At 69.9% G+C, this 18,438-nt stretch carries 12 protein-coding genes; 7 read left to right on the top strand and 5 right to left on the bottom strand.

Annotation, left to right across the window (positions count from 1 at the left end):
* Positions 1-12: 12 nt before the first annotated feature.
* From glgB to AB0I38_RS21730, 4 genes are all read right to left on the bottom strand, one after another.
* On the bottom strand, positions 13-2,184 hold the full coding sequence (gene glgB, locus AB0I38_RS21745; protein WP_358470708.1) for a 1,4-alpha-glucan branching protein GlgB: 2,172 nt from the start codon (positions 2,182-2,184) through the stop codon (positions 13-15).
* A 162-nt stretch (positions 2,185-2,346) separates the two neighbouring features.
* Positions 2,347-3,678: a maltokinase N-terminal cap-like domain-containing protein gene (locus tag AB0I38_RS21740; protein ID WP_358470705.1), complete on the bottom strand. Its 1,332-nt coding sequence runs from the start codon at positions 3,676-3,678 to the stop codon at positions 2,347-2,349.
* A 3-nt stretch (positions 3,679-3,681) separates the two neighbouring features.
* Entirely contained in the window at positions 3,682-5,382 is a 1,701-nt protein-coding gene (gene treS / locus AB0I38_RS21735) for a maltose alpha-D-glucosyltransferase (RefSeq protein ID WP_358470702.1), read from the bottom strand.
* 71 nt (positions 5,383-5,453) lie between these two features.
* Positions 5,454-7,577 (bottom strand): alpha-1,4-glucan--maltose-1-phosphate maltosyltransferase, encoded by a 2,124-nt coding sequence (locus tag AB0I38_RS21730; protein ID WP_358470699.1) that lies wholly within the window; start codon positions 7,575-7,577, stop codon positions 5,454-5,456.
* A gap of 238 nt (positions 7,578-7,815) precedes the next feature.
* Here AB0I38_RS21730 and glgP point away from each other — a divergent pair, with 238 nt between their 5' ends.
* Both glgP and AB0I38_RS21720 read left to right on the top strand, forming a co-directional pair.
* Positions 7,816-10,398: an alpha-glucan family phosphorylase gene (gene glgP / locus AB0I38_RS21725; RefSeq protein ID WP_358470696.1), complete on the top strand. Its 2,583-nt coding sequence runs from the start codon at positions 7,816-7,818 to the stop codon at positions 10,396-10,398.
* A 61-nt stretch (positions 10,399-10,459) separates the two neighbouring features.
* Entirely contained in the window at positions 10,460-11,356 is an 897-nt protein-coding gene (locus AB0I38_RS21720) for a MurR/RpiR family transcriptional regulator (protein WP_358470693.1), read from the top strand.
* Here AB0I38_RS21720 and AB0I38_RS21715 read toward each other — a convergent pair.
* Positions 11,319-13,244, bottom strand: coding sequence for an N-acetylmuramoyl-L-alanine amidase (locus AB0I38_RS21715; RefSeq protein WP_358470690.1), 1,926 nt, complete (start codon positions 13,242-13,244; stop codon positions 11,319-11,321). The genes AB0I38_RS21720 and AB0I38_RS21715 overlap by 38 nt on opposite strands.
* Positions 13,245-13,455: 211 nt before the next feature.
* Between AB0I38_RS21715 and AB0I38_RS21710 the strand changes: the two genes are divergently transcribed.
* The 5 genes from AB0I38_RS21710 to AB0I38_RS21690 all read left to right on the top strand — a co-directional run bounded on the left by AB0I38_RS21710 (position 13,456) and on the right by AB0I38_RS21690 (position 18,394).
* Positions 13,456-14,229, top strand: coding sequence for an enoyl-CoA hydratase/isomerase family protein (locus AB0I38_RS21710; RefSeq protein WP_358470687.1), 774 nt, complete (start codon positions 13,456-13,458; stop codon positions 14,227-14,229).
* A 124-nt stretch (positions 14,230-14,353) separates the two neighbouring features.
* On the top strand, positions 14,354-14,737 hold the full coding sequence (locus AB0I38_RS21705; protein WP_358470684.1) for a hypothetical protein: 384 nt from the start codon (positions 14,354-14,356) through the stop codon (positions 14,735-14,737).
* Entirely contained in the window at positions 14,728-15,933 is a 1,206-nt protein-coding gene (locus tag AB0I38_RS21700) for a DUF6395 domain-containing protein (RefSeq protein ID WP_358470681.1), read from the top strand. The genes AB0I38_RS21705 and AB0I38_RS21700 overlap by 10 nt, the downstream gene beginning before the upstream one ends.
* A gap of 16 nt (positions 15,934-15,949) precedes the next feature.
* On the top strand, positions 15,950-16,822 hold the full coding sequence (locus tag AB0I38_RS21695; protein ID WP_358470678.1) for a M55 family metallopeptidase: 873 nt from the start codon (positions 15,950-15,952) through the stop codon (positions 16,820-16,822).
* Between the two features lie 21 nt (positions 16,823-16,843).
* The gene (locus AB0I38_RS21690; protein ID WP_358470854.1) at positions 16,844-18,394 is read left to right on the top strand and encodes a flavin monoamine oxidase family protein; all 1,551 of its coding nucleotides are present in this window, start codon (positions 16,844-16,846) and stop codon (positions 18,392-18,394) included.
* Positions 18,395-18,438 lie beyond the last annotated feature (44 nt).

Genomic DNA, 18,438 nt, shown 5'->3' with positions numbered 1-18,438 from the left:
CTCAGCGAACTTTCATGACTCTTCCAGCTGATCCTTGTGTTGGTCCTGGTAGAGCCACACCGCCCCGAGCGGTGGCACCCGCAGCGTCGTGGAGTAGGGCAGACCGTGACATCCCTGCTCGACCGCCTCGACCCCGCCCAGGTTGCCGACCCCGCTGCCCCAGTAGTCGTAGGCGTCGGTGTTGACCACCTCCTGCCAGTGCCCGCCGTACGGCAGGCCGAGCCGGTAGTCCTCGTGCGGCGCGCCGCTGAAGTTGGCCACGCACGCCAGCGCGGACCCGTCGGCCGCGTAGCGGACGAAGGAGAAGGTGTTGCCCGAGGCGTCGTCGGCGTCGATCCACCGGAAGCCCTCGGGGACGGTGTCCTGCTCCCAGAGCGCCGGCGTCTCGCGGTAGAACCGGTTGAGGTCGCGGACGAGCCGCTGGACCCCCTGGTGGCCGTCGAACTCCAGCACCCACCAGTCGAGCCCGCGCTCCTCCGACCATTCGGAGCCCTGGCCGAACTCCCCGCCCATGAACAGCAACTGCTTGCCCGGATGCGCCCACATGAACGCGAACAGCGCCCTGAGCTGGGCGAAGCGCTGCCACTCGTCGCCTGGCATCTTGCCCAGCAGCGAGCCCTTGCCGTGCACCACCTCGTCATGGGAGAGCGGCAGCACGTAGTTCTCGGAGTAGGCGTAGATGAGCGAGAACGTCATCTGGTGGTGGTGATACTGGCGGAACACCGGCTCGTGCCGCAGGTAGGCGAGGGTGTCGTGCATCCAGCCCATGTTCCACTTGAAGCCGAACCCGAGCCCGCCCAGGTGCACCGGCCGCGACACCCCCGGCCAGGCCGTCGACTCCTCGGCCACGGTCGAGATGCCCGGAGCCTCCCGGTAGACGACGGAGTTCATCTCCTTGAGGAACTCGACCGCGTCGAGGTTCTCCCGGCCGCCGTAGACGTTGGGGGTCCACTCGCCCTCACGCCGCGAGTAGTCGAGGTAGAGCATCGAGGCCACCGCGTCCACCCGCAGGCCGTCGATGTGGAACTCCTTCAGCCAGTAGAGGGCGTTGGCCACCAGGAAGTTGCGCACCTCCCTGCGGCCGAAGTCGAAGACGTACGTGCCCCAGTCGGGGTGCTCGCCACGGGCCGGGTCGGCGTGCTCGTACAGCGGGGTGCCGTCGAAGCGGGCCAGCGCCCAGTCGTCCATCGGGAAGTGCGCGGGCACCCAGTCGAGCAGCACCCCGATGCCGGCCTCGTGCAGCCGGTCGACCAGGTAGCGGAACTCGTCGGGCGTGCCGAACCTGGCGGTGGGCGCGTAGTAGGAGGTGACCTGGTAGCCCCACGACCCGCCGAACGGGTGCTCGGCCACCGGCAGCAGCTCGACGTGCGTGAACCCGAGGTCGTGCACGTACTCGACGAGCTGGTCGGCCAGCTCCAGGTAGGACAGCCCGGGCCGCCACGACCCGAGGTGCACCTCGTAGATGCTCATCGGGGCCCGCTGCGCGGCCTGCTCGCGGCGTTCGGCCAGCCAGCTCTCGTCTTTCCAGGTGTAGGACGACTGCTCGATCACCGAGGCGGTCTGCGGCGGCACCTCGGTGCGCCGGGCCATCGGGTCGGCCTTGTCGCGCCATACGCCGTCGGCGCCGAGGATCTGGAACTTGTAGCGCTCTCCGGCCCCCAGATCGGGGATGAACAGCTCCCAGACGCCGGAACGGCCCAGCGAGCGCATCGGATAGGCGGTGCCGTCCCAGTGGTTGAAGTCGCCGACGACCCTGATGCCCCGCGCGTTGGGCGCCCAGACGGCGAAGGCCGTGCCCGGCACGTCCTGGTGCCGCATCACCCGCGCGCCGAGCACCTCCCACAGCCGCTCGTGCCGCCCCTCGCCGATCAGGTGCAGGTCGACCTCGCCCAGCGTGGGCCAGTGCTGGTAGGGGTCACGGACGTGGGCCGGCTCGCCGCCGGCGTACTGGACGGTCAGCGAGTAGCCGGGCGCCTTGTCGAGACCCGGGACGGTCACCTCGAACACGCCGTGAGCCTGGTGTTTCAGGTCGTGCGAGGTCCCGTCGTCGAGCACCACCCGGACCCGCTCGGCCATCGGGCGCAACGCACGGAACGTCACGCCGCCCGCGACGAGATGGGCGCCCAGGATCGAATGCGGATCGTGGTGCGCTCCGCCCGCGAGGCGGTCGAGCTCTGTTCTCATCGGCATGCTCCCAACCCTGCCCTACCTTGACCGTCCAACCCAGCCACTGCCCGCTTTCACGGCCGCAATCACCGAAAGTGGGGATTCCTGGGTTTATCTGGGGCAGACCCGGCCCCAGGACCAGGATCCGGCCGGGTGAGGGAACCCCGCGGCGGGTGAGCGTCAGAAGGCGTCCTGGCGGAAGGCGGCCAGCGGGATGCCGATCCACGAGGGGCGGTTGCGGGCCTCGTAGACGACCTCGTACACCGCCTTGGACAGCTCGAACGCGCGCAGCAGGGCCACGCCGTCCGCCGAGATCACGCCGCCGGCCTCGGCGTAGCCCTCCAGGAAGGCGGCGCGGTTGCGCCGCGACCACTCGTCGGCCCGAGGCTCCAGCGCCGCGGCGTCGGCGTGGCCGGCCAGCAGGTGCCGGGCGGCGTAATCGAAGGAACGCAGCATGCCCGCCACGTCGCGCAGCGGCGACGACAGCGCCCGGCGCTCGGCCAGCGGCTGACCCGGCTCGCCCTCGAAGTCGAGCACCACCCAGTCGGTGGGCGTGCGCATCACCTGGCCCAGGTGGTAGTCGCCGTGCACCCGCTGCACGGGCACCTCGACGGTGTGGTCCTCCACGAGGTGGTAGGCGGCCTCCAGCGCCCCGACGTACTCGCGCAGCTCCGGCACCTCGGCCACGGCCCGGCCGAGCCTGCGCCGGAAACCCTCGGCCATCCGCTTGACCTCGTGCGTCTCGATGACGTCCGTGGGGAAGGCCTCGGCCAGTTCGTGGTGGACCCGGGCGGTGGCCGCGCCGAGCCGGCGGGACTCGGCGGCGAAATCGCCGCCCGCCTCGGCGGCGTCGATGCCGGGCGCCGAGTTGTACAGGTCGCGGACGCTGGCGAGCGCGAGGTCCCAGCCGTCGTTGGCGTTGGGCAGGAACCGCTGCATGAACGCCAGCGTGGTGGGTGTCCCGTCGAGGTCGCACTCGATCCATCCGTACGGCTGCGCGATGTGCGGGGCGTTCCGGGCGGCCAGGGCGGCGACGACCTCCAGCTCGGGATTGATCCCGGGGATCAGGCGGCGGAACAGCTTGCAGATGTAGGCGTCGCCGTACACGAGCGAGGTGTTGGACTGTTCGGCGCCGAGCACGAGGCTGCGCTGGGAGGTGTCGATGGTGACGCCTGGCGTGTGGCGCATCCGCAGGTCGCCGCGGTCCTCGTCGCCGGCCATGCCGTCGAGCAGCCAGCCGGTGAGCTCGTAGTCGTGCACGGCGTCGTACAGGAGCCAGTCGTGGAACTGGCCGATCACCGCGTGCTCAAGGCGGTCCGGCAGGTCGTAGCGCTGGCCGAGCAGGATCTGGTAGCGGTCTCGCGAGCCCTCCTGCCACACGGCCACGATCAGGTGCCGGAGCCCGGGGGTCAGCTCGACATCCGATTCGACCGACAATCGGTCGATCGGGCGCCCCTTGCCGCCGAACCAGCGTTGATGACCGATCCATGCGACAAGGAGCTCGTCAAGCACGTCTTACTCCTCCTGGGTGATCGCCGGCGGGAGGGTGAACCAGTAGAACCCATGCCCTGGGAGCGTCAAAAGATACGGAAGTTCGCCAATTGCCGGAAATGGGACGCCGCCCATCGTCTCGACAGGCGAGACACCGACGAATCTGCGCAGGTCGAGCTCCACCGGCTGCGGGAACCGCGAGAGATTGTTGACGCACAGCATCCGGTCGTCTCCCAGCTCTCGGACGAACGCCAGCACGCTCGGGTTGGAGGAGTTGAGCTCGGCGAACTCACCCAGCCCGAACACCGGGTGCCGCTTGCGGATCTCGATCATGCGCCGCGTCCAGTGCAGCAGCGAGCCGTTGTTCCGCTGCTGGGCCTCGACGTTGAGCCCCTGGTAGCCGTAGATCGGGTCCATGATCACCGGCAGGTAGAGGCGGCCGGGGTCGCAGTCGGAGAACCCGGCGTTGCGGTCGGGGTCCCACTGCATGGGGGTGCGCACGCCGTCGCGGTCGCCGAGCCAGATGTTGTCGCCCATGCCGATCTCGTCGCCGTAGTAGAGCACCGGCGAGCCGGGCAGCGACAGGAGCAGCGCGGTGAACAGCTCGATCTGGTTGCGGTCGTTCTCCAGCAGCGGCGCGAGCCGGCGCCGGATGCCGACGTTGGCCCGCATCCGCGGGTCCTTGGCGTACTCGGTGTACATGTAGTCGCGTTCCTCGTCGGTCACCATTTCGAGCGTCAGCTCGTCGTGGTTGCGCAGGAAGATGCCCCACTGGCAGTGCTCCGGGATCTTGGGCGTCTGGGCCAGGATCTCGGAGATGGGGTAGCGCGACTCCCTGCGTACGGCCATGAAGATGCGCGGCATCAGCGGGAAGTGGAAGGCCATGTGGCACTCGTCGCCGCCGCCCACCGGATCGCCGAAGTACTCCACCACGTCGGTCGGCCACTGGTTGGCCTCGGCGAGCAGGACCCGGTCGGGGTAGATCCGGTCGACCTCCTTGCGCACCCGCTTGAGGTACTCGTGGGTGCGGGGGAGGTTCTCGCAGTTGGTTCCCTCCTCCTCGAACAGGTAGGGCACCGCGTCCAGCCGGAACCCGTCGATGCCGAGGTCCAGCCAGAAGCGCAGCACCTCGAGCATGGCGTCCTGGACGTCCGGGTTCTCGTAGTTGAGGTCGGGCTGGTGGTGGAAGAACCGGTGCCAGTAGTGCTGGCCGCGCACCGGGTCGTAGGTCCAGTTGGACGTCTCGGTGTCGATGAAGATGACGCGGGCGTCGGAGTAGCCCGTGTCGCTGTCGGCCCAGACGTAGAAGTCGCCGAACGGCCCCTCCGGGTCGTGCCGCGAGGCCTGGAACCAGGGGTGGGCGTCGCTGGTGTGGTTCATGACGAGATCGGCGATGACCCGCATGCCGCGTTTGTGGGCCTCGTCGACCAGCTTCACGAAGTCCCCCAGATCGCCGAACTCCGGCAGGATCTTCATGAAGTCGGCGATGTCATAGCCGCCGTCACGCAGCGGCGACTCGTACAGGGGCAGCAGCCACAGACAGTCGACGCCGAGCCACTGAAGGTAGTCGAGCTTGTCGATCAGGCCCTTGATGTCGCCGGTGCCGTCTCCGTTGGAGTCGGCGAAACCCCTGATCAGCACTTCGTAGAAGACCGCGCGTTTGTACCAGTAGGGATCGCGAGGCTTTTCTTCGTCGAAGGCGTTGGGAATGGGTGTGGAGCTCATGAACCCCTCCTTGCGAGGCTCATGAGGGAGGCGCTGACACACACGTTGAAGACTCCCCGCTGAATTCTGGTCTACCGTGGCGCGGCTCGTACGGTGAGGACATGGGCTGGCTGGATATGGGGGTCAAGGCGCACATAGTTGCTCTGCCGCCAACGATACGACTCGCCGGACAGCTCATCGTCGACGACGAACTCCGCGTTCCAGTCGAGACCGAGCGCCGGCAGATCGAGCTCGACCGTCGCCTCGTGGGTGTGGTGGGGGTCGAGATTGATGACCGCCAGAACGACGTCGCCCATCCCGTGCCTTCGTGTGGCCGGGTCGTAGGCGCCCGGGAGTCGCTTGGAAATGCAGACGATGTCCGGTTGGTCGACCCTGTGGAACCGTAGATTACGCAATTCCTGTAGTGCCGGGTGTGCTCTTCGAAACAAATTGAGGTGCGTGATGAAAGGCGCCAGACTGCGGCCTTCGTGCTCGGCTGTGGCCCAATCGCGAGGTCTGTACTGATATTTCTCGCTATCTAGATATTCTTCACTTCCCGGGCGTACCGGAATGTTCTCCGAAAGTTCGTACCCTGAATAGACCCCCCATGTCGGTGAGGCCACCGCGGCCAGCACGGCCCGGATCTTGAACGCCGGAAGCCCGCCGTTCTGGAGGTACTCGTGCAGGATGTCCGGCGTGTTGACGAACAGGTTGGGCCGCAGGTAGTCCGACGTCTCGTGCGCCAGCTCCGACAGATAGGTCTCGACGTCGTACTTGGAGTTCTTCCAGGTGAAGTACGTGTAGGACTGGTGAAATCCGATCTTGGCCAGCATGCGCATCATCGGCGGCCGGGTGAACGCCTCGGCCAGGAAGATCACATCGGGATCGGACGAATGGACGTCGGCCAGCAGCCGCTCCCAGAACGCCACCGGCTTGGTGTGCGGATTGTCCACCCGGAAGATCCGCACCCCGTGATCCATCCAGTGCCGCACCACCCGCTTGACCTCGGCGTAGACCCCTTCGGGATCTTTGTCGAAGTTGATTGGGTAAATGTCCTGATATTTCTTCGGCGGATTCTCGGCGTACGCGATGGTCCCGTCGGCCCGGATGGTGAACCACTCGGGGTGCTCCTTGACCCACGGATGGTCGGGGGAGCACTGCAGGGCCAGGTCGAGCGCGACCTCCATGCCCAGCTCACGGGTGCGGCCGACGAACAGGTCGAAGTCCTCGATCGTCCCCAGGTCGGGATGGATCGCGTCGTGCCCGCCGTCCTCGCCGCCGATCGCCCACGGCGAGCCGGGCTCGTCGGGCTCGGGGCTCAGCGTGTTGTTGCGGCCCTTGCGGAACGTCTCGCCGATCGGGTGGATCGGCGGAAGGTAGACGACGTCGAAGCCCATCCTGGCGATGGCCGGCAGCCGCTTGGCCGCCGTCTGCAGGGTGCCGGACTTGGAGACGCCCGACTCGCTGACGATCGCCCCCTCCGACCTGGGGAAGAACTCGTACCACGAGCCGTACAGGGCCCGGCGCCGGTCGACCCTGATCTTCCGCGGCCGTGACCTGGTGACCAGGTCGCGGAGCGGGTGGGCGTCCAGCAGGCTCGCGGTCTCGGGCAGCTGCGCGATGGACAGCCGGGCGCGCGGGTCGAGATCCTCGTCGCGCAGGGTGGCCGCGATCGTCAGCAGCGCGGCCCGGTGCCCGCACGCGCTCTCGCCGTCACCCGTCCTGGCCTGCGCGGACGTCCGGGCGGTGCCCGGCCGGACCGGGGTGTGCCCGTTGCGCGCCCGCGGGGTGGTGTGCCCGATCGAGGCCGGGCAGTCGGCCTGCCGGACCGCCTTGGCGGCGCGCTCGAACAGCCGGGCGCCCTCCTCGCACATGAGGTCGACGTCCATGCCGCGCGGGATCTTGATCTCGGCGTCGTGCAGCCAGGTGGCGATCGGGTCGCTCCAGGCCTCGACCCGGAACAGCCAGTCGCCCTCGGTGGGCAGGCACACGTCGACGCACCACCGGTCGGTGCCCGGCGCGTGTTCGCGCATCCGTCTCAGCCTGCCACGCTGCCCGTCGGGCGCGGTGAGCACCACACCCGCGGCCACGGCGTCGTGACCCTCTCTGAACACGGTCGCCGAGACCTCGAAGGTCTCGCCGGCGACCGCCTTGGCGGGCCATTGCCCGCAATCGACGACGGGGTGGACGTCCGTGATGGGAATTCTTCCGATCATCGCATTTCAAGGTTGCGGCGGGACACTCGGTACCGCCGGAGGCTTCCGTGGCAGGAACGATCCTTGCATGTAAATTATGGGCAGCAGCGGATAGACCTCCCGTGTCCCCGGGAGAACCGACAATGGTGGAAGTTGCCCCAATAGTCGCTCTTCATGCTTCATCCGGGGAAGGGGTTTGAACGTCCTTGCTGAGGGTGAGGGTCTCAGAGGTCCCTCCTAGCCCATAGGGTGCAAAAACGTGAGAGCAATCCGCCGGTTTACCGTCCGCACCGTCCTGCCAGCAGAACTGGCCGCACTCGGCGAGCTGGTGCACAATTTGCGCTGGTCCTGGCATCCGGAGACCACAGACCTGTTCGCCGAGGTCGATCCGCTGCTGTGGGAGCAGGTCGGGCACGACCCGGTCGCCCTGCTGGGCGCCGTCGACCCCCGCCGCCTGGCCGAGCTGGCCGCCGACCGCCGCTTCCTGCGGCGGCTCGCCGACGCCGCCGACGACCTGCGCGAATACATGGGCTCCCCGAAGTGGTACCAAACGCTGCCCGACGCGGCACGGGCCATCGCCTACTTCTCCCCCGAGTACGGCATCGCCGCCCCGCTCCCGCAGTATTCGGGCGGTCTCGGGATCCTGGCCGGAGACCACCTCAAGGCCGCCAGCGACCTCGGCGTGCCGATCCTCGCCGTCGGCCTGCTCTACCGCCACGGCTACTTCACCCAGTCGCTCTCGCCCGAGGGCTGGCAACTGGAGCACTACCCGTCGCTCGACGCGGGCGGGCTGCCCCTCGCCCTGCTCAAGGAGGACGACGGCACCCCGGTCAAGATCCGCGTCGGCCTGCCCGGCGACCGCGTGCTGCACGCGCAGCTCTGGGTGGCCCAGGTGGGCCGGGTCCCGCTGCTGCTGCTCGACTCCGACGTGGCCGACAACGACACCGCGGCCCGCGATGTCACCGACCGGCTCTACGGTGGCGGCACCGACCACCGGCTCATGCAGGAGCTCCTGCTCGGCGTGGGCGGTGTGCGGGCGATCCGCGCCTACTGCCGCGTCACCGGGCACGCCGACCCCGAGGTCTTCCACACCAACGAGGGACACGCCGGCTTCCTCGGCCTCGAACGCATCCGCGAGCTGACCGAGGCCCGCCTGTCGTTCGACGAGGCGCTCGAAGTCGTCCGGGCCGGCACGGTGTTCACCACCCACACGCCGGTGCCCGCCGGCATCGACAGGTTTCCCGTCGACATGATCGAGCGGCAGTTCGGCGGCGGCAACGCCTGGCCGACCGTGCCGGTGGAGCGCATCCTCGCCCTCGGCGCCGAGGCAGACCCGGGCCGGTTCAACATGGCCATCATGGGCATGCGCCTGGCCCAGCGCGTCAACGGCGTGTCCGAGCTGCACGGCGAGGTCAGCCGCGAGATGTTCAAGGACCTCTGGCCGGGGTTCGACCTCGACGAGGTGCCGATCGGCTCGATCACCAACGGCGTCCACGCGCCCACCTGGGTCGGCCGCGAGCTGATGGAGCTGGCCGGGCGCGAGCTGCCGTCGCTGATCGAGCGGGCGCGCGGCTGGGAGGGCATCCAGAAGGTCTCCGACGCCGACATCTGGGACATCAGGCGCACGTTCCGCCGCCGGCTGGTCGAAGCGGCCAGGGCCCGGCTGCGCGCCTCCTGGCGCGCCCGCGGCGCCTCCGACGCCGAGCTCGGCTGGATCGACGACGCGCTCGACCCCGGCGTGCTGACCATCGGGTTCGCCCGGCGGGTGCCGTCCTACAAGCGGCTCACGCTGATGCTGAGCGACGCCGACCGGCTGAGGAGCCTGCTGCTCGACGCCGACAAGCCCGTCCAGATCGTGATCGCGGGCAAGGCGCACCCCGCCGACGAGGGCGGCAAGAAGCTGATCCAGCAGATCGTCACGTTCACCGACCAGGCCGACGTCCGCCACCGCATCGTCTTCCTGCCCGACTACGACATGGCCCTGGCCCAGTTCATGGTCCAAGGGTGCGACGTCTGGCTCAACAACCCGCTCCGCCCGCTGGAGGCGTCCGGCACCTCGGGCATGAAGTCGGCGCTCAACGGCGGCCTCAACCTGTCCATCCGCGACGGCTGGTGGGACGAGTGGTTCGACGGCACCAACGGCTGGGCCATCCCCACCGCCGACGGGGTCGTCGATCCCGACCGGCGTGACGAGCTGGAGGCGGCCGGGCTCTACGATCTGATCGAGCACGAGGTGGCCGACAGGTTCTACGACCGGGCCGGCGACGGGCCGCCGCGCCGGTGGCTGGAGATGGTCAAGCACACGCTGACCTCCCTCGGGCCCAAGGTGCTGGCCACACGGATGCTCCGCGACTACGTCGTCGACCTCTACACCCCGGCCGCCAAGGCGGCCCGCCTGCTGTCGGCCGACTCCTACGCCGCCGCCAAGGCGTTCGCCGCCTGGCGGCTGCGCGTCACCAAGGCGTGGCCGGGCGTGCGGGTGGAGCACGTCGAGACCTCGGGCGTCGGCGACGCCCCCGAGGTGGGCGCCGGCCTGGAGCTGCGCGCCACCATCGCGCTCGGCGACCTGGAGCCCGGTGACGTGCTGGTCCAGGTGGTCTACGGCAGGGTAGGGCCGCACGACGAGCTGCTGCGTCCTGGCTACCTCACGCTGGCGGCCGACGACGTCGACGACGACGGCCGGGCCCACTACTCGGGGACGGTCCCGCTCGACCGCACGGGGGCGTTCGGCTACACGGTGCGCGCGGTGCCGTTCCACGAGATCGCCGCCTCGCCCGCCGAGCTGGGGCTGGTCGTCGTGCCCGAGGAGCCGGCCGGGATGACCAACGGCACGTTGAGGTGATCACGCCGGAGATGAGCTCGCCCTGCGTGACCGAGCTTGACGCAACGGCATAATCGAAAGCGTGGACGACAGCGGCAACGGCCTGCGGGCCGACAATCTGGTGGCCACGGTCCGAGGTGTGCTGCCGTCATTGACGCCCGCCGCGCAGACCGTCGCCCGCCTGATCCTCGAAGATCCCGCGACGGTGGCGCGGAGCACCATCACCGAGCTGTCCGCCGCGTCCGGCACCAGCGAGGCCACGATCGTGCGGACGGCCAGGCTGCTGGGCTTCGCCGGCTATCCCCAGCTCCGGCTGGCGCTGGCCGCGGCGGCGGCCCAGCCCGACCGGCTGGTGCCCGGCGACCTGGCCCCCGACGACCCGCTGTCCGAGGTCATCCAGAAGGTCGCCAGGGCCGAGTCCGAGGCCATCAACGACACGGTCGCCCAGCTCACCTCCGAGCGGCTCGGCCTGGTCGTCGACGCCATCACCGCGGCCAGGCGGATCGACGCCTACGGGGTGGGCGCCTCCGGCCTGGTCGCCGAGGACGTGGCCCAGAAGCTGCTGCGCATCGGGCTGTCCAGCCACGCCTTCCAGGACGCCCACCTGGCGCTGACCAGCGCCGTGCTGCTCAAGCCCGGCGACGTGGCGATCGGCATCAGCACGTCGGGTGAGACGCCCGACGTGATCGAGCCGCTGACGAGGGCGGGGGAGGCCGGCGCGACCACGGTCGCGATCACCAACAACCCCCGCTCGTCCATCGCGGAGCTGGCCGAGCACGTGCTGATCTCGGCCGGGCGCGAGACGGAGTTCCGTCCCGGCGCCCTGGCCAGCCGCATCAGCCAGCTCCTCGTGGTCGACTGCGTGTTCGTCGGCGTCGCCCAGCGCACGTTCGACTCCTCCCAGGAGGCGCTGCAGAGCACCAGGCGCGCCGTCAAGGAGTTCACCCGGCGAACATCACCCGCACGTCGTCAGCCTTGACGAACATGATCCGGTGCCCGAACTGGATCTGCAGATACCTCGTCTTGCCCCGGACCACGGTGTGGCCGGCCGGGTCGAAGGTGACGGCCCGGTAGTACTCCGCCGCCGCGGGTCCGGACAGCGTGTACTTCTCGCCCGCCGCGAACGTGTACTGCAGCGGGGTGATCGCCTGGTAGGGGATGCCCTCGGGGTAGGCCTCCTGCTCCGGGTAGGCCCTGCCGTACACAGGGACCGTCTCCAGGCCGGGCCTGGGCGTCACCACGAGCCCCATCGACGGGACGGCGGTCGGCGCGGCGGCCGGGTTGTGGAACCACGCCTTCTGGCCGAGATACCAGATCGCCGTCCAGTCGCCCTGGCGGCCGGCCACCGCGAAGCGCTGGCCGGTGCTGGCCCGCGCGCTGTGGTCGTACACGCTGTAGAGGGACTCGCCGGTGGGGTGCTTGCCGATGTCCTTGACCAGCGGCGCGTCCGCGCGCGGCTCGGTGCGCAGCCACACGGTGTGCGCGGGGAGCGGCGGGCAGGCGGCCTCCGGGTTCTTGCGGTCGCAGCCGTAGAAGTACGGCTTGTTGGTCGCGAAGTCGGGTCTGATCATGACGCTGCCGGAGTTCGGGCCGCCGAACGGGTGAAGGGGCGCGCCGAGCAGCTTCATGTAGTGCGCCCAGTCCCAGAACGGGCCCGGGTCCTCGTGCATGCCGCGGACCGTGCTGGGGATGGTGCCGGGCACGTTGTCGTGGCCGATGATGTGCGCCCGGTCGAGCGGCACGCCGTGGCGCAGCGCCAGGTAGCGCACGAGCTTGGCCGACGTGCGGTACATCGCCTCGGTGTACCAGGTGTGGCCCTCGGCCAGGAATCCCTCGTGCTCCAGGCCGACGGACTTGGCGTTGACGTACCAGTTGCCGGCCTGCCAGCCCACGTGCCTGGTCTTGATGTGCTGGGCGATGTGCCCGTCGGTGGAGCGCAGCGAGTAGTGCCAGCTGGCCCGGTAGGCGGGGTTCTCCACCAGGCCGATCGACGGGCCGAAGTAGCCCTCCATGTCGTGGATGACGATGTAGTCGATCTTCTGGGACTTCGGCCGGTCGGCCAGGTCGTGGTTGCCGTAGCCGCCGCCCGGCAGCTCCGCGTAGCCCGCCGGGATCCACTCACAGGAGATCGTCGGGGGGCACTCCACGCCGTCCCGGCGGGCGTGGCGCAGGCCCAGCTTCTCCAGCCACTTCTCGACCCTGCCGAGGCGGGGGACGGGGGCCAGCCTGACCCGCTGCCCGTCGTCGGTGACCCGCTCCTCGCCGGCCTCGATCGTGGCGTAGACCTCGTCAGCGAACGCCTTGGCCGCCTCGGCCTCCTCGGCGCCGGAGTACTTGGCGACGGCGCCGTACCACTCGCCGGGATCGTCGCTCAGCGGCGCGCCGAGCGCCTTCTGGTGGTCGGCGAGCAGCGCCGCGCCGCCCCTGATGTTGGCGGCGGCGTCCGAGCGCAGCGTCTCGCGTGTCTCGCCGGTGAGTTCGGCGGCCTTCTCCATGGTCCGCAGCGAGGAGGGGAGCTCCGCCGGGGCGGGAGTCGCGGCGGGCCCGGCCGCCGGGCGGCTGTCGTCGCCGCGCGGATCCTCCTCGTCGGGATCGTGGTGGTTGGACCCGGTGTAGGCCGCCGCGTCGGTCAGGTGCATGGGGCCGAAGCCGGCGTTGTTGCTCGGCTGCCCGGCGTGCGCGTCCCAGCGTGACTCCAGGTAGGAGACGCCGAGCAGCACGCTCTCCGGCACCTTGAACTCCGCGGCCGCGGCCGCGAACGCCTGCTGCCGGTCGCCGGGCTCGGCGGCTCGCGCCGAGGAGGTCGCGGCGGTGAGGCTGACTAAGGGGAGGCAGGCGACAACCGCGATCGTCAACGCTCTGCGCATGTACCGCTCCTTGACTGCTGGGGGGCGTGACAGCAGTCAGCGTCTCAACATTTTCCTTCCTCGACGAGACCTTTACGAAGGTTTTTTTCAGCAGTTGACGCCCCCTGGTGGACACCTGCCGTCGCTCGTGACCGGCGACCGGCGCGGGCCGGTCTGATGGACCTGGTACGCCGCCCGCGTCGTGTCGAGGTGCTCTTGTAATGTTCCGACCATGGGTGAGTTCGTACGCGTAGAGACAGTTGACCAGATCGCCACCATCAGGCTCGATCGTCCGAAGATGAACGCTCTCAACGCTCAGGTCCAGCGGGAGATCGGAGAGGCGGCCCGCGAGGTCGACGCCGATCCCGGCGTGCGCGCGGTGGTCGTCTACGGCGGCGAGCGCGTCTTCTCGGCGGGGGCCGACATCAAGGAGATGGCCGGCATGTCCTACGCCGACATGTCACTCCACTCCCGCACCCTCCAGGACTGCTTCACCGCCGTGGCCCGCATCGGCAAGCCGGTCATCGCCGCCATCACCGGCTACGCGCTGGGCGGCGGCTGCGAGCTCGCCCTGTGCGCCGACTTCCGGCTGGCCGGCGAGTCGGCCAAGCTCGGCCAACCGGAGATCCAGCTCGGCATCATCCCCGGCGCGGGCGGCACCCAGCGGCTGCCCCGCCTGATCGGCCCGGCCCGGGCCAAGGACCTCATCTTCAGCGGCCGCCACGTCACGGCGGCCGAGGCGCTCGCCATCGGCCTGGTCGACCGGGTGGTGCCCGACGCCGAGGTGCACAAGGCCGCCCTGGAATGGGCGGCCACCTTCGCGGGCGGGCCCGCGATGGCCCTGCGCGCGGCCAAGCAGGCGGTGGACCGGGGGCTGGAGGCCGATCTCGACACCGGCCTGGAGATCGAGCGCCTCCACTTCTCCGGCCTCTTCGCCACCGACGACGCCAAGATCGGCATGACCGCCTTCGCGGAGAAGTCCAAGCCCACGTTCACCGGCCGCTGACGGCTCGTCGACACCCGGTTTGGATGAGGACATAAAAGCATGAGCTGACTGGATTTATAGCGCTTGGTTGCCGTTCGGGGACTCCGTCATTACAAGGGGGAGTTTGCCACTATGGTGGCGTCTCATGATGCGCGTCCTGGTCCCCGCGCGGCTGCGTAAGGCCGTGCGCACGTGGTTCGACTCCCGCTACATCTCCATAGCGGATCACCGTCAGGACATCAGGGACGCGCTCTGGGAGGTGAAGACCCTCCGCCGCGAGGTGGTGACCCTGCAGGCCGAGGTCGAACGCCTGCGCAACGCCAAGGCGCGCCCCGCCGGCCCGTCACCCGGCAAGGCCAGGATCGACGACACGCACCGCCTCGCCCAGGAGACCGCCAAGGCCCTGGACGGCGTCCTGCAGAACGAGGTCCTCGTCTGGCAGGCCATCGACGACCTCCGGTCCCGCCTCGCGCCCGCCGGCCCGGCCGAGCAGGGCGCCCCCCTGTCGCGGGAGCGGCCGTGCGTGTGACGTGGACGGGCGGCGAGCTGACATTCCGCCTCGGCGCCGAGGACGAGATCACCGGCCACGCCTCCGACGGGCACCCCGTCAAGCTGGCGACCAACTCGTGCGTCATCTCCGGCGCGCCGGCCGACGCGCACCCCGACCTGTTCGCCGTCGCCGCGTGGACCGTCGTGGCCCCCTGGACTCGCAGGCGGATCACCTTCGACCGGGCCATCTCGGCCGAGGTGGCCGCCGCGCTGCACGACGGCTGGGGGGTCGAGGCCGGGCCCGTGGGCGCCGAGCCCCGGCCCGACGGAGCCAGGCTGGCCATCTCCTACAGCGGCGGGGCCGACTCGGTGGCCGCCGCGAGCGTCTATCCCGAGGCCCCGTTCGTGCACTTCCGGCGCGTGCCGCACCGCCGGGTGCCCAACCGGTGGCCGCACTACCGCTCCGACGTGCTGGCCAAGCTGGCCCGGCGGACCGGCCGGGAGCTCACGATCGTCGAGTCCGACCTGGAATACACCCTGGCCGAGCCCCGGCCCGGCTACCCCGAGCACCACGCCGTGGCGGCCGGCGCGCTGCTCCTGGCCGACCGGCTCGACCTGGGCGGGCTCGGGTTCGGCTACGAGATGGGCTCGCGCTGGCTCGGCGGCGGCCGCTACCTGCACCGCTACACGCCCGACAACGACCTGTGGGCGCCGCACGGGAGGTGGGGGCGGCTGTTCGCGTCCGCCGGGATGCACATCGTGCTGCCGGTCGGCGGCGTGAGCGAGGCCGTCACCATGCGGCTGGCGCTCGGCTCCGACCTCAAGGAGCACGTCCGGTGGTGCCTGCGCGGCACCGACGGCCCGTGCCGCGAGTGTGGCAAGTGCCTGTACAAGGAGCTGATCCAGGCCGCCGTCGAGCGGCGCCCGCTCGACACGCCCATCACCGCCGACCGCGCGCCGGCCCGCAAGTGGTTCAAGCCGCCGCCCTACGGCGGCCAGGAGATGATCGAGTACGGCCTGGCGCGGGTGCCCGGCATCGAACACACTCTGTTCGCCAAGACGCTCGAGTACTTCGACGTCAGCGAGGAGTCCACCGGCTGGCTCGACCACTGCTACCCGCCCGCGATCGACGAGATTCCGGCCGCGTGGCGCGACCAGGCGGCGGCGTTCATGGCGGCGAAGGTCGGGTTCATGACGGACGACGAGCGGCGCCGGGTGGAGACGTGGGGCTCGTGACCGGGGAGCGTGGGCGATGGGAGCGGCGGCGATGGGAGCGGGGACGATGAAGGTCTACCTGTCGGTCGACATGGAGGGCGTTACCGGGCTCACCGACCCCGAGGAGATGCACGCCGGCAAGCGCGGCTACGACCGGGGCTGCGAGCTCATGACCGCCGACGCCAACGCCGCCGTCGAAGGCGCGTTCGCCGCCGGGGCGGGCACGGTGCTGGTCAACGACGCGCACGGCTCGACCAAGAACCTGCGGATCGACCTGCTCGACCCGCGCGCCACCCTGATCCGCGGCCCGGGCAAGGCCCAGCGGATGGCCCAGGGAGTCGACGGGTCGTTCCAGGCGGCGGGTTTCGTGGGCTACCACGCCCGCGCGGGCGTGCCGCATGGCGTGCTCAACCACACCTGGATGGGCAAGGAGATCCAGAACGTCTACCTGAACGGCGAGGTGTGCGGTGAGACCCGGCTGGTCGCGGCCTGCGCCGGGTTCCACGGGGTGCCGGTCGTGCTGGTGACCGGGGACGAGGCCGTCGGCGAGGAGGCGCGCGAGCTGCTCGGCGACGTCGAGACCGTGGCGGTCAAGAAGGGGATCGACAAGTTCTCGGCCGAGCTGCTGCCGCCGAGCGTCGCCCAGGGCCGAATCCGTGAGGGCATGGTCAGGGCGCTCAACCGGTTGACCGACTTCACGCCCTATCGGTTGGCTCCGCCGTACACGCTGGGGGTGGAGTGGAACTCGACCGCCATCGCGGCCGCCGTGGCGCTCGTCCCCGGCGTGAAGACGGCCGGAGCCCGGCACATCGAGTTCACCACCGACGACTTCACCCAGATCATGGCGCTGTTGGGGATCTTCGCCACGATCGGCGGCCAGGTCGCCTGTGGCAGTGGTCCCTACGGCTGACAGGCCACAGGAGGTGCGGTGATGGAAGGGGCTGTGCTGACCCGGCGAGGGCTGCTCGTCGGGATCGGGGCGGTCGGCGGCGCGGGCGCGATGTACGCCGCCATGGGCGCCCTCGGCCTGGCGCCGGCCGAGCAGGACAAGACGTTCGACCCGCCCAGGGCGGGTGACTTCTCGCTGCGCGGCAGGGCGGCGTCCACGGTGGTGATCCTCGGCGCCGGGGTGGCCGGGCTGACCGCGGCCTACGAGCTGGGCAAGGCCGGCTACGACTGCACGCTGCTGGAGGCGAGGCCCAAGGCCGGGGGCCGCAACCTGACGCTGCGCGGCGGCGACCGGCTGACGGAGCTGAACGGCCCGGCTCAGGAGGTCACGTTCGGGGAGGGCGTGTACTTCAACGCCGGTCCGGCCCGGCTCGCGCCGTGGATGCTCGCCATGGACTACTGCCGGGAACTGGGCATCCCGATCGAGACCTTCGTCAACAACAACGCGCAGGCGTACGTGCACACGAACGGGCGGACCGTGCGGGCCCGTACCGCCCGAGCCGACATGTACGGATATGTCGCCGAACTGCTCGCTAAAGCGACAGATACCGGCGCACTCGACCGGAAGCTGACCAAGGACGACCGGGAACGGCTCCTCGACTTCCTGCGCAGGTTCGGCGACCTGGGCGCCAAGCTCGACTACGACGGCTCGCCCCGGCGCGGTTTCGTGAAATATCCGGGACTCGACACCGGCATCCCCATTGCCCTGCCCGGCTCCCTGCGCGAGGTCCTCGCCGCAGGCACCGGCCGCGCGATCACCAACGACTTCGGCCACGAGCAGGCCACGCCGATGTTCCAGCCGGTCGGCGGCATGGACGCGATCGTCACCAAGCTGGCCGAGGCCGTGGGCCAGGACCGGATCAGGACCGGCGCCCGCGTCACCGGCATCACCACGCTGGACGACGGCGTCGAGGTCACCTGGGACGGCGGCCGGATCAAGGCCGACTACTGCGTCGCCGCCCTCCCGCCCCACCTGCTCGCCCGGATCCCGCACAACCTGGGCCCCCAGATCACCGCCGCGCTCAACACGCCCGTGCCGACCGCCACCGGCAAGATGGGCCTGGAGTACGGCACCCGCTGGTGGGAGCTCGAAGACCGGATCTACGGCGGCATCACCGAGACCGACCTCGACATCACGCACATCTGGTACCCGTCCCACGACTACCACGCCGAGCGCGGCCTGCTGGTCGGCTACTACAACATCGCCGAGCAGGCCGAGCTGTACGGCGCGCTCACCCCGGAGGACCGCAGGGGCCGCGCCCTCACCCAGGGCAAGAAGATCCACGGCGAGAAGTACCGCACCGGCCTGCTGTCGAGCGTCTCGATCGCCTGGGATCGCCAGGAGCACATCCAGGGCGGCTGGGTGCGCTGGCCGGTCATTGATTCGTCCTTCACTCTTCTGCAACGTCCCAGCGGAAGGGTCTACTTCGCGGGCGACTGGCTCACCCACCTGATCGCCTGGCAGGCGGGATCCATGGAGTCGGCTCGCAGTGCCGTCACCCAGCTGCACGAACGGGTGATGCACTCCTCGTGACGTCATGCCCGCCACTCCCGTGACCGGCATAGGGTCCTGGGAGA

The organism is Nonomuraea cavernae, from assembly GCF_040655715.1.
Taxonomy (GTDB): Bacteria; Actinomycetota; Actinomycetes; order Streptosporangiales; family Streptosporangiaceae; genus Nonomuraea; species Nonomuraea cavernae_A.
The sequence above is the reverse complement of the archived record's forward strand: the minus strand, read 5'-3'. Positions and strand labels throughout refer to the sequence as shown.

Bases quoted from the DNA above. Each gene is read 5' to 3' on its own strand.
- glgB (WP_358470708.1), bottom strand. From the start codon at position 2,184: ATGAGAACAGAGCTCGACCGCCTCGCGGGCGGAGCGCACCACGATCCG.
- treS (WP_358470702.1), bottom strand. From the start codon at position 5,382: ATGAGCTCCACACCCATTCCCAACGCCTTCGACGAAGAAAAGCCTCGC.
- AB0I38_RS21730 (WP_358470699.1), bottom strand. From the start codon at position 7,577: ATGATCGGAAGAATTCCCATCACGGACGTCCACCCCGTCGTCGATTGC.
- AB0I38_RS21715 (WP_358470690.1), bottom strand. From the start codon at position 13,244: ATGCGCAGAGCGTTGACGATCGCGGTTGTCGCCTGCCTCCCCTTAGTC.
- AB0I38_RS21710 (WP_358470687.1), top strand. From the start codon at position 13,456: ATGGGTGAGTTCGTACGCGTAGAGACAGTTGACCAGATCGCCACCATC.
- AB0I38_RS21705 (WP_358470684.1), top strand. From the start codon at position 14,354: ATGATGCGCGTCCTGGTCCCCGCGCGGCTGCGTAAGGCCGTGCGCACG.
- AB0I38_RS21695 (WP_358470678.1), top strand. From the start codon at position 15,950: ATGGGAGCGGCGGCGATGGGAGCGGGGACGATGAAGGTCTACCTGTCG.
- AB0I38_RS21690 (WP_358470854.1), top strand. From the start codon at position 16,844: ATGGAAGGGGCTGTGCTGACCCGGCGAGGGCTGCTCGTCGGGATCGGG.